General features: G+C 44.7%; 28 protein-coding genes. 27 read left to right on the top strand and 1 reads right to left on the bottom strand.

Going from position 1 to position 23,428, the window contains the following annotated elements; translation table 11 throughout:
- Positions 1-285: 285 nt before the first annotated feature.
- From H7T88_RS25255 to H7T88_RS25140, 25 genes are all read left to right on the top strand, one after another.
- Positions 286-1,311, top strand: a complete 1,026-nt coding sequence (locus tag H7T88_RS25255; protein WP_251503159.1) for an ABC transporter substrate-binding protein — start codon at positions 286-288, stop codon at positions 1,309-1,311.
- Between the two features lie 123 nt (positions 1,312-1,434).
- Complete coding sequence (locus H7T88_RS25250) at positions 1,435-2,967, top strand: sugar ABC transporter ATP-binding protein (protein ID WP_312027657.1); 1,533 nt, start codon at positions 1,435-1,437, stop codon at positions 2,965-2,967.
- 4 nt (positions 2,968-2,971) lie between these two features.
- The gene (locus H7T88_RS25245) at positions 2,972-4,015 is read left to right on the top strand and encodes an ABC transporter permease (protein WP_154886263.1); all 1,044 of its coding nucleotides are present in this window, start codon (positions 2,972-2,974) and stop codon (positions 4,013-4,015) included.
- Positions 4,005-4,979 (top strand): galactofuranose ABC transporter, permease protein YjfF, encoded by a 975-nt coding sequence (gene yjfF, locus H7T88_RS25240; protein ID WP_221791013.1) that lies wholly within the window; start codon positions 4,005-4,007, stop codon positions 4,977-4,979. Before H7T88_RS25245 ends, yjfF begins: the two co-directional genes overlap by 11 nt.
- A gap of 127 nt (positions 4,980-5,106) precedes the next feature.
- Entirely contained in the window at positions 5,107-6,162 is a 1,056-nt protein-coding gene (locus H7T88_RS25235) for an ABC transporter substrate-binding protein (protein ID WP_221791011.1), read from the top strand.
- Positions 6,163-6,274: 112 nt separating this feature from the next.
- Entirely contained in the window at positions 6,275-6,802 is a 528-nt protein-coding gene (locus H7T88_RS25230; RefSeq protein ID WP_221791009.1) for an ATP-binding protein, read from the top strand.
- A gap of 17 nt (positions 6,803-6,819) precedes the next feature.
- Positions 6,820-7,287 carry a DUF2691 family protein gene (locus H7T88_RS25225; protein ID WP_221791007.1) on the top strand — a complete coding sequence of 156 codons (468 nt, stop codon included), beginning with the start codon at positions 6,820-6,822 and terminating at the stop codon, positions 7,285-7,287.
- 149 nt (positions 7,288-7,436) lie between these two features.
- Positions 7,437-8,315, top strand: a complete 879-nt coding sequence (locus H7T88_RS25220) for a class I SAM-dependent methyltransferase (RefSeq protein WP_221791005.1) — start codon at positions 7,437-7,439, stop codon at positions 8,313-8,315.
- A gap of 1 nt (position 8,316) precedes the next feature.
- On the top strand, positions 8,317-9,150 hold the full coding sequence (locus H7T88_RS25215; protein ID WP_221791003.1) for a phosphotransferase enzyme family protein: 834 nt from the start codon (positions 8,317-8,319) through the stop codon (positions 9,148-9,150).
- Positions 9,151-9,191: 41 nt separating this feature from the next.
- On the top strand, positions 9,192-9,683 hold the full coding sequence (locus H7T88_RS25210) for a GNAT family N-acetyltransferase (RefSeq protein ID WP_221791001.1): 492 nt from the start codon (positions 9,192-9,194) through the stop codon (positions 9,681-9,683).
- A gap of 53 nt (positions 9,684-9,736) precedes the next feature.
- Entirely contained in the window at positions 9,737-10,312 is a 576-nt protein-coding gene (locus H7T88_RS25205) for a GNAT family N-acetyltransferase (protein ID WP_221790999.1), read from the top strand.
- Between the two features lie 37 nt (positions 10,313-10,349).
- Complete coding sequence (locus tag H7T88_RS25200) at positions 10,350-10,883, top strand: GNAT family N-acetyltransferase (RefSeq protein WP_221790998.1); 534 nt, start codon at positions 10,350-10,352, stop codon at positions 10,881-10,883.
- On the top strand, positions 10,880-11,515 hold the full coding sequence (locus H7T88_RS25195; protein ID WP_221790996.1) for a hypothetical protein: 636 nt from the start codon (positions 10,880-10,882) through the stop codon (positions 11,513-11,515). Before H7T88_RS25200 ends, H7T88_RS25195 begins: the two co-directional genes overlap by 4 nt.
- A gap of 275 nt (positions 11,516-11,790) precedes the next feature.
- Entirely contained in the window at positions 11,791-12,993 is a 1,203-nt protein-coding gene (locus tag H7T88_RS25190; RefSeq protein WP_154886250.1) for a glycoside hydrolase family 5 protein, read from the top strand.
- A 218-nt stretch (positions 12,994-13,211) separates the two neighbouring features.
- Positions 13,212-13,751, top strand: a complete 540-nt coding sequence (locus H7T88_RS25185; RefSeq protein ID WP_154958850.1) for a GNAT family N-acetyltransferase — start codon at positions 13,212-13,214, stop codon at positions 13,749-13,751.
- Between the two features lie 248 nt (positions 13,752-13,999).
- On the top strand, positions 14,000-14,275 hold the full coding sequence (locus H7T88_RS25180; RefSeq protein ID WP_418792744.1) for a hypothetical protein: 276 nt from the start codon (positions 14,000-14,002) through the stop codon (positions 14,273-14,275).
- 15 nt (positions 14,276-14,290) lie between these two features.
- Complete coding sequence (locus H7T88_RS28900; RefSeq protein WP_260511133.1) at positions 14,291-14,572, top strand: hypothetical protein; 282 nt, start codon at positions 14,291-14,293, stop codon at positions 14,570-14,572.
- A 13-nt stretch (positions 14,573-14,585) separates the two neighbouring features.
- On the top strand, positions 14,586-15,443 hold the full coding sequence (locus H7T88_RS25175) for an aminoglycoside phosphotransferase family protein (RefSeq protein WP_260511132.1): 858 nt from the start codon (positions 14,586-14,588) through the stop codon (positions 15,441-15,443).
- Positions 15,444-15,519: 76 nt separating this feature from the next.
- Positions 15,520-15,999: a GyrI-like domain-containing protein gene (locus H7T88_RS25170; RefSeq protein WP_090920863.1), complete on the top strand. Its 480-nt coding sequence runs from the start codon at positions 15,520-15,522 to the stop codon at positions 15,997-15,999.
- A gap of 86 nt (positions 16,000-16,085) precedes the next feature.
- Positions 16,086-16,634 carry a glutathione peroxidase gene (locus H7T88_RS25165; RefSeq protein ID WP_154958848.1) on the top strand — a complete coding sequence of 183 codons (549 nt, stop codon included), beginning with the start codon at positions 16,086-16,088 and terminating at the stop codon, positions 16,632-16,634.
- Between the two features lie 86 nt (positions 16,635-16,720).
- On the top strand, positions 16,721-17,569 hold the full coding sequence (locus tag H7T88_RS25160; RefSeq protein ID WP_260511142.1) for an AraC family transcriptional regulator: 849 nt from the start codon (positions 16,721-16,723) through the stop codon (positions 17,567-17,569).
- A 241-nt stretch (positions 17,570-17,810) separates the two neighbouring features.
- Complete coding sequence (locus H7T88_RS25155; RefSeq protein ID WP_186811697.1) at positions 17,811-18,056, top strand: YczO family protein; 246 nt, start codon at positions 17,811-17,813, stop codon at positions 18,054-18,056.
- Between the two features lie 102 nt (positions 18,057-18,158).
- Positions 18,159-18,758, top strand: coding sequence for a nitroreductase family protein (locus tag H7T88_RS25150; RefSeq protein ID WP_090920855.1), 600 nt, complete (start codon positions 18,159-18,161; stop codon positions 18,756-18,758).
- Between the two features lie 122 nt (positions 18,759-18,880).
- The gene (locus H7T88_RS25145; RefSeq protein WP_312027656.1) at positions 18,881-20,524 is read left to right on the top strand and encodes an S-layer homology domain-containing protein; all 1,644 of its coding nucleotides are present in this window, start codon (positions 18,881-18,883) and stop codon (positions 20,522-20,524) included.
- Positions 20,525-20,710: 186 nt separating this feature from the next.
- The gene (locus H7T88_RS25140; protein ID WP_221790993.1) at positions 20,711-21,625 is read left to right on the top strand and encodes an NAD(P)/FAD-dependent oxidoreductase; all 915 of its coding nucleotides are present in this window, start codon (positions 20,711-20,713) and stop codon (positions 21,623-21,625) included.
- A gap of 91 nt (positions 21,626-21,716) precedes the next feature.
- On the opposite strand, the gene H7T88_RS25135 is transcribed toward H7T88_RS25140, so the two are convergent.
- Positions 21,717-21,926: a hypothetical protein gene (locus H7T88_RS25135; RefSeq protein ID WP_154958845.1), complete on the bottom strand. Its 210-nt coding sequence runs from the start codon at positions 21,924-21,926 to the stop codon at positions 21,717-21,719.
- A gap of 221 nt (positions 21,927-22,147) precedes the next feature.
- On the opposite strand from H7T88_RS25135, the gene H7T88_RS25130 reads away from it, so the two are divergent.
- The gene (locus tag H7T88_RS25130) at positions 22,148-22,501 is read left to right on the top strand and encodes a DUF3243 domain-containing protein (protein ID WP_123066707.1); all 354 of its coding nucleotides are present in this window, start codon (positions 22,148-22,150) and stop codon (positions 22,499-22,501) included.
- A gap of 284 nt (positions 22,502-22,785) precedes the next feature.
- Positions 22,786-23,352 (top strand): hypothetical protein, encoded by a 567-nt coding sequence (locus H7T88_RS25125; protein ID WP_090920847.1) that lies wholly within the window; start codon positions 22,786-22,788, stop codon positions 23,350-23,352.
- Positions 23,353-23,428 lie beyond the last annotated feature (76 nt).

Here is a 23,428-nt window from a genome sequence, read left to right as displayed (position 1 = left end):
AGTCTGAGGCTTGAAGCTATCCACCTAACAAGTTTCAACGTATTCCACTCCATCTGAAGGAATCAGGATCTAAAGGTAGCATTATTATAACATGAATTTGAACAATGAAAGCGTATCGCAAAATAGTACACCATTCACTAAAAAAATTACACGTTTATATGACATGCCCTCCACAATTACTAAATTATTACATAAAATTCGCATCACATTCCATGTTAGTAAATGATGTAAACGTTTTATAATGTGATCACACCACACAAGGTGAACTGAAAAAGGGAGGATCACATGATGCGAAGCAAAAAAAAGTGGGGACTCGCCATCACACTGGCGATGGTTATGCTTGTAAGTACAGCGTGTAACAGCGGTAATGGGGCATCTGGTACAAATCAAGCGAGTTCTGGAGGAGATAGCGGAAGTGCACCTGCGACTTCCAAGACGATTACACTTGGTTTTTCTCAAGTAGGTGCGGAGAGCGGCTGGCGTTCAGCCAACACCAAATCCATTCAGGACTCAGCCAAAGAAGCCGGGTATGATCTGAAATTCTCGGACGCGCAGCAGAAACAGGAAAATCAGATCAAAGCCTTGCGCTCCTTTATTCAGCAGAAGGTGACTGTGATTGCTTTTTCTCCGGTGGTGGAGTCTGGTTGGGATACGGTCTTAAAAGAAGCAAAGGATGCGGGCATCCCGGTCATTCTGACGGATCGCGCCGTAGATTCACCGGATAAATCATTGTACAAGACGTTTATCGGTTCCGACTTTGTAGAAGAAGGACGTAAAGCAGGCCAGTGGCTGAGCGATAAGTATAAAGATGCACAAGAGGAGATCAATATTGTTGAACTGCAAGGTACAACAGGTTCTGCTCCAGCGAATGATCGCCAGGAAGGTTTTATGGAGATCATTGGTTCCAATGCCAAGCTGAAAGTGATCGCGTCCCAATCCGGCGACTTTACACGTGCCAAAGGGAAAGAGGTTATGCAGGCTTTCCTCAAAGCTCATAAAAAAATCGACGTTCTCTATGCACATAATGACGACATGGCACTTGGGGCCATTCAGGCCATTGAAGCTGCGGGTTTAAAACCTGGTGTAGATATCACCATTATCTCGGTTGATGCGGTGAAAGACGGTATGCAGGCTGCAGCAGATGGCAAGATCAACTTCATCGTGGAATGTAATCCGCTGCTCGGACCTCAGTTGATGGAGGCGGTTCAGGCTGTGGTGGACGGCAAAGAGATTGAGCCGCGTATCGTCACGGAAGAAACGACCTTTACATCGGAGCAAGCCAAAGAAGCACTGCCATCACGGCAATATTAAAAGCAGCTGCGGTTAACACCGAAAAGTCATTTTTCGACCTCACTGTCGCTAAATGACTTTTTTCTATCCCAATCGGATGGCCGTTCGAATGCGAACGGCTTCTACAATAAAGGAGAGATGGATGTGGAGGATCATCACGCACCGATCCTGCAGATGACGGGGATCACCAAACGTTTTCCAGGCGTTAAAGCACTCTCTGACGTCAGTTTTCGCCTGTTTCCGGGTGAGATTCATGCATTGATGGGTGAGAATGGAGCGGGAAAATCAACATTGATCAAAGTATTGACAGGGGTATACTCGATTGACGAAGGCACGGTGACGATGGACAGTCGAACGCTTGCCATATCAGGGCCGCTAGAAGCTCAAAAAGCGGGGATTAGTACGGTATATCAGGAAGTGAATCTTTGTCCGAATCTGACGGTAGCGGAGAACATCTATATCGGGCGGGAGCCGATGAAGTATGGCCGAATCAATTGGAAACAGATGAACCAGGATGCGGAGAAACTTTTACGTGAACGATTAAATCTGGTCATCGACGTGAAAGCGCCTCTGCAGTCTTATTCGGTAGCGGTACAGCAACTCATCGCCATTGCAAGAGCACTTAGCATCTCGGCTAAAGTCCTTATTTTAGATGAACCCACTTCCAGTCTGGATAAAAATGAAGTGCAGCAACTCTTCCAGATTATGCGCAAGTTGAAAAGCGAAGGACTGGCGATTCTGTTCGTCACGCATTTTCTTGACCAAGTGTACGAAATGTCGGATCGTCTGACCGTGCTCCGCAACGGGGAACTCGAAGGGGAATACATTGCTGCATCGCTTCCACGTATGGAACTCGTACTCAAGATGATTGGTAAAGAACTCGAAATACTAGAGGATCTTCCTAAGCAAACGATCGAAGGGAAGTCAGAGACAGAAGTGGAGACAGATGCAAGGGAGGTTATGATTACCGCAACGGGATTGGGACGAAAAGGAGCGATCGACCCATTCGATTTAACGATTCGTAAGGGCGAAGTTGTGGGTTTGGCTGGATTGCTCGGATCAGGTCGTACGGAGATTGCTCGTCTGATCTTTGGCGCAGATCGTGCCGACGAAGGCAAGCTGACGGTTGCAGATACAGGTAACTCGGTAAAGTCACCGCGGCATGCGATTGACCAACATATTGCCTTCTGCTCGGAGAATCGCAAAACCGAAGGCATCATCGACGATCTGACGATCAGGGAGAATATCGTTCTTGCCTATCAGGCGACACGGGGCTGGTCGAAGCCTATTTCGCGCAAAAAGCAGGATGAGCTTGCGGAGAGATATATCAATCTGTTGCATATTCATCCTAAAAATCCGGAGCAGCTGATCAAAAACCTGAGTGGTGGCAATCAGCAGAAAGTATTGCTTGCGCGTTGGTTATTGATGAATCCCGATCTGTTGATCCTGGATGAGCCTACACGCGGTATTGATATCGGGGCGAAGGCGGAAATACAGAAGCTGGTGCTCTCATTGTCGAAGCAAGGCATGGGTGTTCTGTTTATTTCGTCGGAGCTGGAAGAAGTGATTCGGGTTAGCGACCGGGTAGCGGTGTTGCGAGACCGGAAAAAAGTAAAAGAGCTCAGTGGAGAAGAGATCAATAAGCAGCAAATTATGAAAGCGATGGCAGGAGGTTGACGTCATGATGAGCAGGATGCGAAAACATCATTTGTTTTGGCCGTTATGTATGCTCGGTTTACTTTTATTATTTAACTTGATTTATTCACCCGATTTTTTCTCGCTTGTGATACGTGAAGGCAATCTATATGGCAGTTTGATCGATATTCTTAATTTCGGCGCACCGCTGATTCTGGTCTCCATAGGTATGACACTGGTCATCGCAACCGGCGGTATTGATCTGTCCGTAGGTTCGATTGTTGCGATCTCGGGGGCAATGGCTTGCATGACGATCAGCAAAGGAACAGATCAAAGTTCACTTTGGCTTGTTCTGAGTGCACTTGCGTTATCGATTGGTCTTTCGCTTGTTCTTGGTGTGTGGAACGGAGCGCTGGTATCCGTAGCTCGAATCCAACCCATTATTGCAACGCTCATTCTTATGGTGGCTGGCCGAGGTGTTGCGCAACTAATCACCGACGGACAGATTATAACGGTGTCCAATGCACAATATCAGTACATTGGCGCGGGTTCACTTGCGGCGTTACCTTTCTCAATTTTCATCGTACTGACGGTACTGCTTATTGCTGTACTTCTCACGAGAAAAACAGCACTGGGGCTGTTTATTGAGTCGGTGGGGAATAACGCACGGGCGAGCCAACTTGCTGGCATTCGTTCCAAAACGGTCATCCTTGCCGTGTACGTGTTCTGTGGTCTCTGTGCCGGAATTGCCGGACTGATTCTCAGCTCCAACGTATCCAGTGCGGATGGCAATAACGCCGGCCTGTGGTATGAGCTGGACGCTATTCTAGCCGTCGTGATCGGTGGAACTTCACTGAATGGTGGACGTTTCTATCTGATGGGTACGGTGGTCGGTGCGCTGATTATCCAGACCTTAACGACAACCATCTACATGATTGGTGTACCGCCTGAGGTTACACTCGTTGTCAAAGCCTTTGTTGTGCTCGCCGTATGTCTAATCCAATCCGATGCTTTCCGCAAGACCATGGCAGATCGCCTGAAAAAGCGGAAGTTTCCAGCTGAACAAGGGGTGAATCGCCATGTATCTTAATCGAAAGCTGCTCCCGGTTCTGGTCACCTTTGGCTTACTGGCTGTTATGATTGCCATTGGCTCGTTCCGTTACACGGGTTTCTTTTCCACACAAGTACTGTTTAATCTGTTGATTGACAATGCTTTTCTCATTGTGACGGCGATTGGCATGACCTTTGTCATCGTATCCGGCGGCATTGATCTGTCCGTCGGTTCGGTCATTGCACTGACCACGATTATTAGTGCGAGTTTGGTTGAAAAACAAGGCTGGTCGCCTACCGTGGTCATTCCCATGGTGCTCATAATGGGTGCGGTGTTTGGTACATTGATGGGAGCCATTATTCATTATTTTAAAATTCAGCCCTTTATCGTGACACTCGCCGGTATGTTTCTGGCAAGGGGACTCTGTTATGTCATCAGTACCGACACCATTACGATTACCAACTCGTTCTATACGGACGTTGCACAAGCCAAGATTCCGTTACCTGGAGGCAGCTTCGTTTCCGTTAATGTAATCATAGCTCTGATCGTCTTATTGCTTGCCATCTTCCTTGCCCACTACACCCGTTTTGGACGCAATGTGTACGCCATTGGCGGAAGTGAGCAATCGGGCATGCTGATGGGTTTACCTGTAGCACGCACCAAAATTTTGGTGTATACCTTCAGTGGTTTTTGCTCTGCACTGGCAGGAGTTGTATTTACATTCTATATGTTGTCGGGTTATGGATTACACGCCATGGGTCTGGAGCTGGATACGATTGCAGCGGTAGTTATCGGGGGGACATTGCTGACGGGTGGCGTTGGTTACGTAGCTGGCACGTTCCTTGGTGTATTGATCCAGGGGGTTATCCAAACTATAATTAGTTTCGAAGGCACGCTCAGCTCCTGGTGGACGAAAATTGTGATCGGTTTGATGCTGTTTGTCTTTATTTTATTCCAACGACTTCTCAGTGAACGGCGAGTATCCGCCAAATCATTGCATTAACCCACTTTATAACCATTGGCGAGTTGAATTTCTCAACACACATTTAAGAAAAGCACGTCAGATCAGATTGTAGTGAGAGGCTGGCAGACTTGGTTGGTATAAATGATGTTAGAGGGGGAGGGAATTGGTGAAAACAAATGCGATTTGGTTGTGTGTACTGCTACTGATACTGTTATGTCTTTCAGGCTGCACCCTGGTTGAGTCCGAGTCCAAACCTCTTCCTGTCCCTTCAAACGTTGAATCCCTGCCCTCGTTAGAAGAATGGATGCAATCAGCGGAATATAACTTGCCTTCCAAAGAACCCATTATATTGGGCTTTTCGCAACTGGGTACGGAGAGTGCTTGGCGTATCGCCAATTCCACCTCCATTCAGGATGCCGCCAAGGAATCTGGAATTACCCTTATTATAAAAAATGCAGAGCAGTCTCAGACGAAACAATTTGAGGCTGTTCGTTCGTTTATCAAGCAAAAGGTAGATGTAATCGCTATTGCACCCGTGGTGGAATCCGGCTGGGATGACATTCTGCAGGAAGCGAAGCAAGCTGGAATTCCCGTCATCATCGTAGATCGGTCCGTTGACGCTAAAGATACCTCTCTATTTGTAACGACGATCGGCTCGGACTTCTATGAAGAGGGTGTGAAAGCCGGAAAGTATATTCAGGATCGGCTACGGAATATGCCAGGAACGATTCGCATTGCTGAATTGCAGGGCACAAGTGGATCAACGCCGTCTATCCAGCGGGGAGAGGGCTTTCGAAGCATTTTAGGGGATAAAGCCCAGATCTTGTTCTCGCAAAGTGCCCCTGCTGATTTCACAGAAAACAAGGGCAGGCAAGTGATGGAAGGTTTTCTTCAGGTTCGGGAAGAAGAGCGACCACAAGTCCTTTTTGCGCATAATGACGAGATGGCTTTTGGTGCTATTCAGGCGATTCAGGATGCTGGCTTGAAACCTGGTGAAGACATCATTATTGTGTCGGTAGACGGATCACGGAAAGCACTGCAGAGTTTGGCGGACGGGCAGATTAATGCCGTGGTGGAATGTAACCCGTTACTTGGACCTCAGCTGATGCAAGCTACCAAAGAAATTATGGCAGGGCGCACACTTCCCAAACGCATGGTACCCCGAGAGGATATTTTCACACAAGAAAGTGCGAAGCGTGAGATGCTTAATCGAAAATTTTGAACGGCTAGAGTTTATAAAAATCCTGTTGGACAATCCCGACGGGATTTTGCATTTTTATTGAAGATGGCATATAGTATTTACCCGATATGATTTGATGTGAAGGAGTGAGTGTATGATCATCATGATTAATGGTGCGTTTGGTTCCGGTAAGACCTCAGCAGCGAAGGCGCTACAGCCAAGAATTGAAAATAGCATGATCTATGATCCCGAAGAGATTGGTTATATGATCCGAAAGCTTCTGCCTGAGGAACATCGGGAAGAACAGGAGCGCACCGATGATTTTCAGGATATTGAACTCTGGAAAGTGTTGACGGTGAACGCTGCGAGAGAGGTGAAGCAAAAATACAATAAACATTTGATTGTCCCCATGACGCTCTACAAGAAAGCAAACTTTGATTACATTTATAGTGGGCTAAAGAAGATTGATCCGGACCTACATCATTTTTGTCTAACGGCTGAACTAGAGACGATATATAATCGCCTTGCTAAACGCGGAGATGAATTAGGCGGCTGGCAATATCAACAAGCACCGAAGTGTGTTGAAGCGTTCAAGGAAGCTGCATTCGAAACCCGAATTGCGACAGATCATCTGGCAACGGATGAAGTGATCGATATCATTTTGCAGAAAGTGAAAGGGTAAAACTACGAGGAGGCAATATGAAAAGAGGCATACGATTTCAAATTCCAAATGAATATGGGAGCTTTTTGGGAGAAATCCTGAAACCGATCAAGATCGCGGATTATGACTGGTTTGTTGGCGGGGAAGAGTCCTATTTAGTGGTTGAGAATAGCTTGGGAGAGAGTCTTTTTCCAGACCGGGTTATGGGCATGGCAGGTGAAGAGTTGCAGAAAATTGTTGATGATAACAAGTATTATTTGATCTTTGCCAATCTGAAAGCCTATCCGAGAGGTACAGCAATTATAGATATAGAGACATATGAAGACTATGCAGAGAGTGATTGTCAGCTTGCATTGCTTGTCATAGATAGCAGTTACGTTACGGTATACATTAAAGATGCTGAAATACGGGAAGAAATGCTTGAGCATATCAAGAGAATAGGATACGAAGCGCTGGATTATATTACGGATGATAATGACGTAAGAACAAAACTGTCCGTCTGGTGATATTTGCTGGAAGTTCGGGATCATATCATCCTGAAGTTGGATAGACTATGACATATTTTAGGATTAGAATGAGATGTATTGAATTGTAAATGAAGTTAGATGAAGTCCTTTGGAAATGTGAATGCGTTTACAAGTAAGGGTTGTAACTATTGTCGGATTATTATTGGGATAACCAAATAGAGTATCTGAGAAATACACGCTGGCTTTATTATAACGATGATTATCTCGAATTTTTGGTTGAACGCGTTTGGAAGATTAAGCAAGCTGTACATATGATTGATTATGGATGTGGTTTTGGTTACATGGGACTGAAGTTACTCCCGCTCCTGCCTTTTGGCTCACGGTACACGGGAGTAGATCAAGGATCAGAACTGATTAAACATGCGAAAGAACTCTACGCACACACAACTTATCAGGCTGAATTCATAGAAGGTGACATTGAAACGGTGCAGGTCGAACGAGCCTATGACATCGCGATAAGTCATGCTTTTTTGTTACATATGACAGAACCACGTGTGATATTGGAAAAGATGATTGGCAGTGTGGTGGATGGAGGGCGAGTGATTTGTTTCGAGCCACACTGGATTGCCAACATGGCGAGTTATGCAATAGACGGTATGGAGCAGTCCAGCATTGTGCACCTGGGCGTACTTCAGAAGTTGTATGAGCAGGCTGCCGGAGAGAGTGGCAAAGACGGGAATATAGGAATGAAGATTCCGACACTGCTCAGTCAGCTTGGTGTTAGAGGCGTGAAATGCCGAGTAAGCGATCGTGTGAACTTTTTAGATCAACAGATGGATGAACCGGATAAACATACGTTGTATAACGCGTTAAAAGAAGAAGGGTTAGGGGCTGTCCCGGGTAACCGAGAAGAAGTCATTGCCCACCTTATTGGACGAGGATTAACTTCCGAGGAAGCCATCCATCAGTATGAGGCAGAAGAGAGATTTGCCAGGGAATTCAATGAACACACGTATATGACGTATGCTCCGAACATGAAAATTACTAGCGGAATTGTAATGGGATAAATTGAATGTATACCGAAGAAAGGCAGAAGTTCACTGGGTTCGCTATCTGGTATCCAAGGGGGTTCGTGCATCATTACCCATTCTTACAGTAGAAGGCAAGCTGACTACTGTATGCCGTGATCAAGAGAAATGTTATGTTGCCGCGGTATTTGAAGGAGCGACCGGATATTTTTTTGATAATGACTGGAGTGTATGGGATACAGATTTATTTACTCGATGGGGGAGCGTGATGGGCAGGTTACACCATTTAACACAAAGCTATCAACCCGAAGATCCGAGGTTAGTCAGAGCGGACTGGGCGCCACTGGAACTGGAGAATCCACATCTGCATACAGGTGACTATGCCTTGCTCCTAGGGAAGCTTCGAGCATTGGAGCAACAACTGACGGATTTGCCCAGAGAGGCCGAGGGTTATGGCCTAATTCTTTATGATTTCCATCCTTATAATTTTTTGATTGATCAGGGTGAGCTTAATGTCTTTGATTTTGATGATGCCATACGCGGCTGGTATGCTCTGGATATTGGGATCGCGGCTGCACATGAGGTATGGTGGGGGGCGCATGATCCGAAGTGGGGAACGAAGGATGAATTCGCTAAGACGTTTCTGACCGCTTTTCTGGAAGGGTATGTGCGACAACAGCCAATAAGTCAGGAATGGATCGCTCGGATTCCTTTATTTATGGAGTACCGAAATATAAGTTCATTCTTCTGGTGGTTGAAAGATTGGAACGGAGATGAAGCGAGCTTATCTGAACATCAAAAAGAGGCTATCGCATCAACAGTTAATTTGATCCAAAACGATCTAACGTTTGAAGGTTGCCGTTTTAAACTATAGAAGACCAAATGGAGATGTTAAAGCGAGGAGTGGTGTATAGGATGGAGACAGAAAGGCTTATATTTCGTGAATATACTAATAATGATTTCGAACATTTATATATGATGACAAGTGAACCAAATGTGATGAAATACATTCGCCACGGAAATCCATGGACAAAAGAAGAAACGATGCAGACACTAGAGAAGTTTATTCAATGGAACAAGGCAGGCAAAGGACTTTTGCTTGCCTTTAACAAAGAAGATCAGCAGCTTGTTGGAACGTCTGGATTGATACCGCAAGTGATTGATGGAACCGATGAGCTGGAAGTCGGTTATTGGGTGCGAGAGCCCTATTGGAGACAAGGCTACGGGTATGAGCAAGCTAAAGCCTGGAAGGAGTACGGTTTGCAACAAGGAGAGAACCGTTTGATTTCCTTGATCCAACACGGAAATGCAGGCTCGATGCGGGTCGCGGAAAAGAATGGCATGACTCATGAGAAGGATGTCGACATCATAGGGAAACAAGTTGCCGTATTTTCTATTGAAGTGTAGTAATTAACCGTTCGGCTTTCAGATCGACAAGACATTTAAAGGGAGGTATTCTTTTGAGAACAATCGATTACAGCCAGTATTACTGGCAAGATGACAAAGTAAGGCTGAGTGCTTTTGAAGAAGAGGATTGGGAGAGTTGTTACACCGGTGGTTTTGACTCTCCCGCGCGCATTTTGCTTGAATGTGCTGTTGAACTTCCGCCGACGATTGCTGGAGCTAAACGATTTATAGATCAGAACGTAGCATTCTCATCAACCAATGGTCGTATTATGTTTACCATCGAGAACCTGGAGGGGCACACCATCGGTGGCATTAATCTGAATAGCATTGATGAGCGAAACGGAACGTTCAGTATCGGCATAGCCATCGATCAACCTTATCGTGGTCAGGGATATGGTACAAGCGCGATGAATATTTTGCTTGGTTACGCTTTTTTGGAGCGCAGACTTCACAAGTTCAACGATTATGTGCTGGAAGGTAACGAAGGTTCGGCTAGAATGATGCAGAAATTAGGTTGTGTGCAAGAGGGGATTCGTCGTCAGGTTGTTTATATTCATGGAAAACATATGGATTTTATCATGTTCGGATTAACAAAGGACGAGTATCTCGCTAATCGAGATACAAAGTAGGGAGATTTACGGGACCAATAAAAAGGAGACAAAAAGAATGATTACATACCAAATCTTGAACCAGGATCATGTAAAACAGTTATATGAAATTGATCGTTCTGAATATATCGACCTGATCTATGAGGCCGGTGAACAGGGCTTAGTTGAGCACAAACAAGATCATGAGTGCGCGAATTGGGGTCAGGAACAACTGGAAGAGATGCAGGATCGCTATATTTATGAATTGCAGCAAGGGGGGATGGCTTATGGGGCTTTTGATGGTACGAGATTAGTAGGCTTTGGTGTACTTGCCCATCAATTTAGGGGGAAAGAGCAGAATCAGTTGCAGCTCGATCTCATGTATGTCTCCAGAGCGTACAGACGGCAGGGAATTGGGACACGCATTCTTGCTTTTTTAAGTGAAGAGGCAAGAAGGCGTGGAGCGCGGTCCTTGTACATCTCGTCAACAGAAACGAGATCGGCGGTTTCTTTTTATCAAAGCCAGGGTAGTGAAATGACAGGAGAGGTGGACAAAGAACTGTACACCAAAGAGCCCAAAGATATTCATATGGTAAAGGAGCTTGACAGATGACTACGATTGGTTTGTTAGGAACCATTCATAACGCGGAACTTAGAGATCGGTACAACTGTTCGCTGTCTCTATACAAGCGGATCATTCACGAATTTAAACCAGACGTGATTTGTGGTGAAGTGCACCCGCAGAGCTGGCAGAAGTACATGAATGATCCACAGGACAAGGGATACTGGGGAGAACCAGCCAGTGAATATTGGGAATTGATTTTTCCATTGTGTCAAGAACATCGCATAATTTTTGTTCCTATTGATTGGTTTGAACTCGATGTGTGGCATGACTTTGATCCGTTTATCGGGTATGGAGCCGAAGAACGTAAGAAACTAGAGCAGCAGGATGATGCCTGGTTTATAAAGCAAATGGAAACTAGCACGTATGGTAACATTCCGTTTAATTCGAATGAATTCGATCAAATTACTAGAATGAAATATGAATGGTTAAGTAAGGTTAGCCCCAAGTCGCAAAATATGCGCTGGCAGGTTCGTAACCAAATTATGATCCAGCGAGTGAAAAATGCGATGAAGGAGTACGCAGGTAAGCGAATTCTCTGCATTGTTGGTGCGGATCACAATTACATATTTCAGGATGAGTTACGGAAAGAGGATGTTCATTGGATTTATCCTTTGAAGTAGAGGAGAAGGAACAATTCCTGGCTTGGCTGATTGAACATTTCAAATAGGATTGAAAAGTGTAAAAACCTGTCAAAAAGGACAAGAGAATGAACTTTATTTACCATAATTGTGTTATTATGTTGGTGCGAACCGTTTTTTCGCTCACCACTCTATTCATAGAGAAGGGAGGAATATATTTTCGTATTTCTTCAATCAATCCATTTTTTAAACATCTAGATGAATCACTAGAATAACTGCACTGCTTGTTCCAAAATAAAATAAGCGGAGGTACCGTTATGACGAAAACGTTTAAAAAATTTGGCATAGCCAGTTTGGCACTGCTTTTTATGGCCACAGCGGCGTTTGCGGGATGGGGCTCTAAAGCATCGGCCGCTGATATGAGATCGTTAACCGCTGCGCAGATTACGGCGGAGATGGGGGCAGGTTGGAATCTGGGTAATCAGCTGGAAGCTACCGTGAACGGGACCCCGAATGAAACGTCATGGGGCAATCCAACGATCACACCTGAGCTGATCAAAAAGGTAAAAGCGGCAGGTTTCAAAACGATTCGTATTCCGGTTTCTTATCTGAATTATATTGGAAGCGCTCCCAATTATACAGTGAATGCATCTTGGCTTAATCGTATACAGCAAGTGGTGGACTATGCGTATAACGAAGGTTTATACGTAGTCATCAATATGCATGGAGACGGGTTCCACTCGATTCCGGGCTCGTGGTTACATGTGAACAGTGGCAATCAGAACGTTATTCGTGAAAAGTATCAAAAGGTGTGGCAACAAGTTGCCAACAAGTTCAGTAATTATAACGAACGTCTGATTTTTGAATCTATGAATGAGGTGTTTGACGGAAATTACAACAATCCGAATACGTCTTATTATGGTAACTTGAATGCGTACAATCAGATCTTTGTGGATACCGTTCGCAAAACAGGTGGCAACAACAATGCAAGATGGCTGCTTGTTCCAGGCTGGAACACAAACATAGACTACACTGTGGGCAATTATGGTTTTGTCGTTCCAAGTGATAATTTCAGATCTTCCGCCATTCCAAGCTCTCAGAAGCGAATCATGATCTCGGCACACTATTACTCGCCATGGGATTTTGCTGGTGAAGAAAATGGAAACATTACGCAATGGGGAGCTACCGCGACGAATCCTTCCAAAAGATCGACATGGGGGCAAGAGGATTACTTGGAATCTCAGTTCAAATCTATGTACGATAAATTTGTGACTCAAGGTTATCCAGTCGTTATGGGTGAGTTCGGTTCCATCGATAAATCTTCTTATGATTCCAGCAACAGTACCTATCGTGCGGTTTATGCCAAAGCCGTGACTGCCAAGGCGAAAAAATATAAAATGGTTCCGGTTTATTGGGACAACGGGTTCAACGGCCAGCATGGATTTGCGCTGTTCAACCGGTTTAACAATACGGTAACACAGCAAAATATCATTAATGCAATCATGCAAGGCATGCAATAATTGATGTTGTCAGAAGCAAGAATGGGGCGGCATGTTTCTTATAACCAGGGACATGCCGCTTTAGTATGTTTTCTCAAAAAAGGTGATGCGAGTTCACTCGTAATTTCTCATGAATTTTTACACAAGCCGCAAGTAGAATTCATTAAATGCCACACAATCATGGTTATACTTAATTTTGCTTTGATCTAGCGAACTTGAAGGATTGGGTGGTAGACAGAATGTTGAAGAAGCGTGAGATGCATGAATGTCAATCTCTGTACAGCTTGATGATGGATCCCGCAGTTTCCCCTTATGTTCGTTATGCATGTCAGTCGCAAGAGGAATTTATGTTTTTAACGAGGCAGTTGATCGCAGAAGAAGAACAGGGAAGTGTTATAACGCGTACGATTTTGAATGAAACAGGCACCGCAATTGGCACTATTGATCTGTATCAGATTGTCAACCAGACTGGATTTCTGGCAACTTGGATTGGTGCTCCTTATTTCGGACAAGGATACAGTCAAAGAGCCAAGTCCGCGTTTTTGACAGAATTGTTTCTTGAACAAGATATACAGACGGTTTTTATGAAAATACGCAAACAAAATGTTCGTTCCCGCAAAGCGGTGGAGAAACTACCTTACGTTAACCTCTCCAATGACCTGTATCCAGAGGTCACGCATTCCATTAATGCGAAGCAGTCCATATATGATTTGTACCATGTCGAACGTGCTACTTTTCTCGAAAGTCATATGGAATTGCATCACATTTTAGCTACGTAAGAACCACTGGTTGAGAGTCATCAAAGAATAGTAAAAGAGTATACACGGCGCCGTCAGAGATGACGGTGCTATTTGATATACAGGGAAACACGACCTTATGAAACTAGGTATAGCTTCATTCGTAGAAGCATTGGTGAAAACTCCGGGATAAAAACTACTGCATACCTCGTTTAAAAAGTTATAGAAATTCCTTAATGGAAGAACATGGATTATAATTGAGGTGAAGTGTATTGAAGGAGGTTGTTGTTTTGACAACAGAGGTATGGATTCCAATGGAGGAGATTCAGGATCAGGAGCCGATCTGGGCAGGTACCAAAATTCGAATATATCAAGAACAGCCACTGGAATACTTGCTCTCATACATATATGGGAATTCGAATGAGCTTCAACTAACGTGCTTAACCCAAGGCGAGGCAGGTAATATCGGAGGCGTCATTACTAAAGACCTGCCCAACCACTATGTACTGGCTCAAACGCTAAAGACCTTTTTGACCGGAGTGTACAGTGAGATTTGTTTTGAATAAGAAGGGGGTTATATTTTGAATCAGATGAACAAGATTCTGGGTGTCGTGTTAATGGTTGCGAGTGTGTTCATATCCACACTTGAACGAATGTCTATCCGATTATCAGCAGCATTGGTTGAGTCGGGAAGCGGATCGGAGCAAGGTTTGCGAGAAGTTACGCAGAAGGTAGATGTACCCACAGGACTACTCGTATATTTCATGTTTTTTGTTGGGTTTGTATTGCTGGTTGCCGGTTTCCCAGGAACGTACAAAAACAAAAATAAACGTCAGCAGGAGCGGCCAGAGAATTACAAATAGAGGAGGATGCAAGTTGTCTGAACAACCGGAGGAGAAGTTAACAGGTGGTAACGTGAATGAAGTTGTGCGCGTTGGAGATACGGTTCGCCGGGGTAGTGACCCGAGTATTAACGCAAATCGTTATGTACACGAACTGCTCTCGCATCTGGAAAAAGAAGGCTTCCATCAGGCACCGAAGTATCTGGGCATGGATGAGAAGGGCAGGGAAATACTCTCTTACCTTGACGGAGACGTCCCGGGTAATGATTATCCGGAGATCGAAAGTTACATGTGGTCAGACGAATCACTGATTTCCGTTGCCCATTTATTAAGAGCCTATCACGATGCAACCGTAAATTTCACCACGGTGGAACAGCCTGTTAACCTTTATCCAGGCATAGGTAGAGATGAACACTCACATAAATCAGTTGATACAAATTCAGAGAATTCCGAAGTGGTCTGCCATAACGACTTTGCTTTATACAACATCGTGTTCAGACAAGGTTTGCCGCAGGGCATTATTGATTTTGATCTGGCATGCCCGGGGCCGCGTATGTGGGATATTGCCTATACTTTATATACGTGTGTACCTCTTGCGAATTTTTCGCCCAAGCTTGAAGAGCAAGGGAAATCGGTTGCCTCATATGATAGAGAAATGCACGCAAACGTTCGGAAAAAACGCATTGAATTGTTTATGAAAGCTTACGGTTCACATGTTCCACCTGATCTGAAAGATTGGGTCGTGTCACGTATTCGCTTTATGTGCAAAACTTTAGAGGATCGTGCATTAGCAGGAGACTTAGCCTTTGTGAAAATGGTTGAAGAAGGTCATCTGGCTCACTACGAGAGAGAAGTGATTTTTCTGGAGCAACATTGGCAAGAGTGGACATAGTTTTTGTCGTAACTTTTTCGGGTAAATGCAACGTTAAAACGGTTTGTATTCTATTTTTTCATTGGGGGAGAAAAAGATGGAAACGAAGATCGTTACATTGGCTGCATTTCATGTTGCAGGGTATCGCATTGAAGCTACGGTGGAAGAGTTTGAGGCAGGATTACGACAGAATCTTTATGATAAGTTAATAGAGAAGAGGGATCAGATCAAGCATCGGAAAAACGACCAGGTTCTCTTAATGCAGCTGTATCCGTCCTATGAGGATTTTAATGCCAAAGTAGATCCATTCGCACATGTATTATGCTATGAAGTAAACGAGACGGAGGGCACGCCGCCTGGAATGATTATTCATCATGTGCCAGCTCGTTCATACGTTACATGTACGCACAGAGGACTAGAATCCGACATAGGTGATACATATGACTACATCTATGGACAGTGGTTAGAAGATGCTGGATACACACCTGAGTGTTATGATTTTGAAATCTGGGATGAACGCTACCAGCCGGATAGTGTCAATAACGAGATCGATGTTTATGTGGCTTTGCAATCTTAGTATTCGTCATGACTGACTTCGTATATAATGAAAGATGACTCTACAAAACAAGTAACTACATACTATTGCGAGGTGCACTTCGACTTATGCCAACGATCTATGATTTCACTGTGACGAGAACGAGTGGAGAGCGTTTTCCGCTCTTTCAATATGAAGGAAAGCCTGTACTGATTGTGAACACGGCAAGCAAATGTAAATATACGCATCAATTCGATGATATCCAGAAGTTATATGATGAGTACAAGGATCAGGGATTGCAGGTCATTGGCTTCCCATGTAATCAGTTTGCGGAGCAGGAGCCAGGTAGCAGTACAGAAGCCGAGTCTTTCTGTCAGATCAACTACGGGGTGAAATTCCCGATGTTTGCGAAACTGGATGTGAATGGAGAGGAAGCGCATCCGTTGTACGACTTTTTGAAAAAGTCAGGTCCGTTTGCCGGCTTTGATGAAAGCGACATTCAGGCCAAACTGCTCAAGCTGATGGTGGCAGACAAAGCACCAGAGTGGCTGCACGGCGATGCGATCAAATGGAATTTTACCAAATTCCTGATTGATGCAGAAGGTCAAGTCGTTCGGCGCTTCGAGCCGGTGGATTCCATGGACGAGATCAAAGCAAGTATCCGAGAGTTGTTATAAAATTTAGATGAACATTAGCGGGGCAACCAAGCATAACGTTGTATCCCGCTTTCTTTTTTTGCACAGGAGGTGATGATGTGCCAAGCATGATGCAGTTTAATTCCCCACTGGCGTATACCTATAGAGCCACCAGTCAGTTTGACCCGGGTAATTCGGACGGATTTCATTCGCATCCACACTATGAGATTTATTATTTTCATGAAGGGGAATGCACTTATATTATTGGAGATCGGGTATATGCACTGGAGCCGGGGGACTTGGTGTTAATGCATGGACTGACTTTGCATCGGCCGCATCCCAAAGTTGGTAAACCTTACGTTCGCACAACGCTTCATTTCGACCCTTCTGCCATTCGTAAAAGCCTGCATCCCGAGCGCATCCATGAAGTGCTGAAGCCGTTCGATGAGCTGGGCAATTGCCGGGTGAACCTGACCGGTGAGGTTCGCGCCGAATTCGAAGCACTGCTACATGATCTGCACCAGTTATCTTCTCACTCATCCAGATTCAGACAGGAGCGTATGCATATCCGGGTCTGTGATCTGTTATATTGTGTAGCAGAGATCTGTCAGGGACATGTGCAGGAACAGCGTTCTTCATCGGAAAAAGAAAGACATGTCCAGCATATCATCCGATACGTGGATACGAATTACATGCATGACATCGGTCTGGATGATCTCGCTCAGGAACTACATCTGTCCAAGCCCTATTTGGCAGGTATGTTCAAGGAGATGACGGGACTGACCATATTTAAGTACTTATATGACCGGCGTATTAATCAGGCGAAACTGCTATTCCAGTTTCAGCCCGAGATGAGTGTGACGGAGGCCAGTCGACTGTCTGGTTTTAAAAGGCTGTCTCATTTTAGCCGAATTTTTAAACAAAGCGTGGGCTGTTCGCCTGATCTGTATCGAAGTCAGCTGCCTCGGCAGCTGTAGGGTCGATAGGGATGTTGAAACGAAGTTTAGCGCTGTTAGCGTAAACGAGGAATAAATGGTTGCTATGTAGAAGCCGAACCGCAGATTCATCGTGGTCGGCTTCTTTAGCTTTATTTTTATACCAATGAGCAAATAGCGAGCAGGAGTCAGCACCCTTCACGTAACGCAGATGTTTAGAATGCCAAACGAACAGGTAAAGAAAGGTAACGAGAAAAAGACGATTACAGGAGGCGAAAAGTGAATGGAGAAGCAAACACCGGCGCAACAACGGGAAAATGGCAAACGAGATAAGATGCCAGACCACCCGGAGCAACATAAGACTGAACATGAAAGCATGTTGGATCGATACGAGCAAGAACAAACGGTTGATCCCATTCCAATGCAAGATTTGAACATGGAAGCGCAGGAAGAGAAGAATAAGGATCAGACGAAAAGTAATTCGGCTACAGAAGAGAAATACCGGGCAGACTATCGTAAGAGGGATTAAATAATATAATGAAAATAAAATAGTTTATTGACTAATGTATGTTACTATATTATAGTTACCTTATTGGCAATGAACTACAAATGACTTAGGAGGCGTATATGAATGTCTACTTTTTTTGATGCGTTGAAGAACAGAAGATCTTATTATGGAATCAGTAAGGAATCCACAATCTCGGATGCTAAAATTCAGGAAATCGTCGAAGAAGCGGTAAAGTATACACCAACTGCATTTAACTCACAGACTTCCCGGGCAGTCGTATTGCTTGGTGAACAGCATGATAAACTATGGAATCACACGGAAGAAATTTTGCGTGAAGTTGTGGGCAACGAAGAGGCATTCCAATCCACAGCTGAGAAAATGGCAGGTTTCCGTAGTGGCTACGGTACGGTTCTGTTTTTCGAAGACAACAATGTGGTAGCGCAGCTTCAACAAAACTTTGCTGCGTACGCAGACAACTTCCCGATCTGGTCTAACCAATCGAACGGTATGTTGCAACTGGTCATCTGGACTGCATTGGAGCAAGAAGGACTGGGAGCATCTCTGCAACACTACAATCCACTGATTGATGAAAAAGTGAAGCAAGAATGGAATATTCCAGAGCACTGGAGACTGATCGCTCAGATGCCGTTTGGTAAACCAACCGCAACCCCAGGCGAGAAAGAGTTCCAACCGATTGAAGAGCGTGTCAAAGTACACAAGTAAGGAAGAGCGCGTCAAAGTACACAAGTAATTCTTGAACATTACCAATATTTAACCACATACGGCTTCGCTTCAATTTGATACGATAATGAAGATCGTAATCTATTGAAGTGAGGCTTTTTAATGTGAAAATAGTAAATGATAATAGAGCTTCTCGAACCTTTCATCCCGTATGGAAGATCGTATTAAGCGGCGTCATTTTATTCGGTTCAGTGATTGGAATTGGAAGTATCGTTAACGGGGCGGGGAGTGGGCAGCCGACCTTTCAGGATACAAGCAAAAGCTTCGCAAAAGAAGCCATTGCGCGACTGGTACAAAAAGGGATTGTAGCAGGAACAACGGAGCACACGTTTGAACCGAAAAAAGCGGTCACACGCGCTGAATTTGCATCATTTGCGGTTCGATTGCTCGGACTAGAGCCAGTTTCAAACAACATTAAACCTTTTGCAGATATTTCGGCGAAAGCTTGGTATTACGGTAACGTAGCTGCGATGACTAATCTATCGATTCTTGAGGGTAAAGGCCAGAACCAGTTTCAGCCGAACGCTTCCATTACACGGGAAGAGGCAGCTGCTTTGCTTGTTCGTATGCTGAAACAGCGCCCTGTGGCAAGCGATAGTATGTACATTACATATGCAGACGCAGCGGACATCTCAAGCTGGGCTCTTCCATATGTACAGAAGGTGCATCAACTTGGATTAATGCGCGGAAGTAGCGGCATGTTCCGGCCGGCTGACCAAGTCACACGGGAAGAGGCAGCAGTGATGCTGGATTCGATCTTGCAAAACAACACATGGGCCACGCAAATTCAGCGGAAGCAGGATCATGGGATTCAACTGGGATGGCAGTATAATTCATCGACAGCAGAATTTATAAGACAAGTCGACCAGTCGCCTGTGAACACGGTCGTTCCGCGTTGGTTTTTCCTGAATAAAGATATGAACGTTTCGGATCACGCCAATGCCACATTGATCTCTTGGGCATCTGCTTCGGGCAGAGCGCTGTGGCCGATGCTGGGTAACCGTTCCAATAAGGAGATGACACATCAGATGCTGTCGAGCTCAGCGAACCGGGAAGCAGTTGTCAATCAAGTGAGTGCTTATGTGAAAAAATATAAACTCGGCGGTATTAATGTGGATTTTGAAAATGTAGATCCTGTCGATCGCGAAGGCTTTACCGCGTTTGTGACTTCGTTAACGAAATCCTTGCACACACTTGGCGCTGTGGTATCGGTTGATGTATCTCCCAATCTCGGTTCAGATTGGACGGCAGCCTTTGACTACGTCAAGCTGGGGGCGATCTCAGATTATATGGTACTTATGAGTTATGAAGAGCATTGGAACGGTGACCCCAAGCCCGGTTCGGTCGCTTCGCTTCCATGGGTGGATCGAGCACTGACAAAGATGCTCTCCGAGGTACCACGTACCAAGACTATTTTGGCGCTTCCACTATATACGCGGGATTGGTCCACCGTGAATCCTGCAGCAGCTTCCTGGGACATTACACTGGGAGAGCAAGGAGTGCGGGCATCAGCATCAGGTTCGCTAAGAAACTGGGATACACAGCTGAAGCAGTATATGATTAACTACACGTCTAAATCGGTGGCACGAGCCATCTGGGCGGAAGAGAGTCGCTCCTTGTCTGCCAAAGTTCGGATGAGTGGTGAGCGAAACATTGCAGGACTGGCTTACTGGTATATGGGCGGCGAAACTGCGGATGTATGGAACGCCATCACCAATGCTATGCGTTTCGAATCGTATCAGTTCTAACACTTGAAGACCGAAACCTTTCGTTTGAAACCGGAGGTTTGGGTCTTTTATTTTTGGTTTAAGCTATGGAATAAGTCAGGCCGTTTAAGCCTGTTTGTACGGTTTAATGTATAGAAGGACAAGAATCATCATGTGAAAATATACTTTTTAAAAAGAGAGAGTACTGGATATTCAGGAGGGAATAACATGCGAGAGATGGATTGTATTATTGTGGGTGGAGGGATTGCAGGGCTTCAGGCAGCCATTCAGCTGGGACGTTATTCAGCGCATCAAGTACTGGTAGTCGATGCTGGGGAAGGCAGATCAACGTTATGCCGAACCTATCATAACATTCTCGGTTATCCGGATGGGGTGTCGGGCAAAGAATTACGGGCCATTGGCAGGATGCAAGCTGAGCAGACAGGTGTTTTGTTTGAAAAGGATCGAATTGTAGAAGCCATGCGTGTGCATGAGGACAAGATCAGGCTTAAAGGGTCCTCTGGAACCCTGTATCAGGCCAAAACAGTGCTGCTGGCGACCGGGTTATCGGATCGAATACCTGATATTCCGGGACTGAAGTCTACACTCGGCAGAACCGTGTATGTATGCCCTGACTGTGATGGTTATGAGATTCAAGGGAAGCGGACGATCCTGCTGGGGGCTGGCGAAGCTGGAGCGAATATGGCCATGACCTTAATTGAACGTACTAATGATCTTTTATATATCAACCACGAGCAGACAGCGATCTCGGCTGACCTTCATCGTCAAATGAAGCAAGCAGGAGTCCGTTATCTTGAAGCAGCGGTACAGGAAGTACAACAGATGGAGGACGGTCATATTACAGGTGTTTTAACCGAAGATGGTCAGATTTTTGAATCAGAACGTGGATTTATCGCCTTTGGCGGGAACCGGGTTCACTATGAGCTCGCTGAGCAGCTTGGAGCCGTCATTGCAGACAATAAACATGTAGAGGCGAATCCTCGTAGTATGCAGGCGGCTCCTCACGTCTGGATTGCTGGAGATCTTGGTATACATGCCGAACAAGCGACTGTTGCTATGGGCGAAGGCGCGATTGCGGCCATCTGGATTCACAAAGCGTTACAGAAGATGGCTAAGGGTTAATAGCATATTATAAAAAAAACACAAAAAATAACAAGTCCTCTATTTTCCAGTTGGTTTAGGAGGACTTGTTTTCGTGCGTTTCTTTTAAGGATTATTTACCCGGTTCATCTGTTACATTTTTATTGGAAGAATGATCATGTCCTTTATGGGTAAAGTCTTTGCGAATGTTGTCTACAATATCTCCGACGACACCTTCAATCATGTCCGTAGGTCCCGGATTTTTTTTGTCTGGTTCAATGACGGTATTTACACCGGGTTTGAGTTCATCGGTTGTTTTGTCATGTTTAGGTTTGTCATTCATGAGATCTCCTCCTTAAATTCGGTAGTAATCAATGTTTACTAACATAACCAAACATCTACATGTATATGTAAAACGTTTAACCGAACTACGATTTTTGAAACGGCTGATTAAACTTCAGCGAGACGTTTATATTATAAATGACCCAAGGTTGTGAAGCTTATTGCAAGCTCAACATAAGTCATAAAAATGAATATGCAATTAAACTGAAGGAGGTAATAAGCATGAATGAACAAAATCATGTGATCCACAAAGACGGGCAGGTTTCCACAGATCAGGTAGACAACGCAATCGAAAAGATTGCACCGGAGGAAAGAGACCACATTTTACAAAATTTTGATGCATTCAAGGAATACCTCGGTAAACGGATTGCCATGGGCGAATCCATCGGTTTAAGCGAAGAACAAATGGCTAAAATTGCACAAAAAGTAGCAGATCATCTGGCAGCTAACGAAGAACCTCGCAACCGGGAAGAGAAGCTATTACAGGAACTCTGGAACGTTGGTAAAGAAGAGGAACGCCATATGCTTGCTCATATGCTGGTTCGTTTGGCGCAAGACACCAGAACAAGTCATTAAAGAAGTTTAGGCATAAATGGACTGTACAAGCATAGATTAATATAGATGCAGCAGAAACCCCGAATGCAGCTGATTTGGGGTTTCTCCATGTAAAGCGGTGGACAAGCTCAGTAGTGATGACGCGAATTGTAACTATTTTTAATCTGGCTGATACTTTTCAGAAAGTGCTATGACGTATGATGAGTACAACATAAACGAATCGTTAATGTTTGGCGTGTCCGTTTGAGAAGAAAAGCTTTCGTTTAATTATTAAAGAGACGTATGAAATAAGGAGAGATGCTGGCATGAAGAACGCGGCGAAACAATGGAGATATCGGATGATCGGTGCAGCAGTGGCTTTACTTGGCATCATCGTGCTGACTACATATTTGCTTACCCCTGCAAACGCAGAGGAGCGTACCGATGTTCAGTCACCTTCTGCTAATAAGGCCCAGTTGGCCAATTCTGAAGTATATACAGCTTATATTGACGGGATGCGTGTGGAAGACGGTAAATTAATGCTGACTGTAGATAAAATCGGCTGGTATCAGGGTGAGGAAGCCAATACGATTTTCAAACAACGTAATCCGGATGCGGGCATGGATGAAGCACCTGACGGTTACTATATTGTTAATGATAACAAAGAACAAGAGCAGGTTGAGGTCAAAGCTGACGCCAACGTTCTCATGCAACTGTATGACCGTGACGGTACGGTTCAGGGGGCGGAAATTCAGTGGAACGAACCCGTAAGCTTGACCAAGTTTGAGTCGTTGTATGGGGATAAACGCATTCTGGATATGTCTGTGTTCCCTTACCACCTGACGATTCAAGATGGAAAAGTAATTAAAATTGTACAACAGTATATCCCTTAAACAGATAACATACAAATAATCCAAAAGGCATTCTTTCCGTTCAAGTAAACGGTAAAGAATGCTTTTTGTTATGACA

Origin of the sequence: Paenibacillus cucumis (ex Kampfer et al. 2016), from assembly GCF_019748695.1 — a bacterium.
In the GTDB taxonomy this organism is placed as follows: Bacteria; Bacillota; Bacilli; order Paenibacillales; family Paenibacillaceae; genus Paenibacillus; species Paenibacillus polysaccharolyticus.
This window is presented reverse-complemented; position numbering and strand designations above follow the sequence as displayed.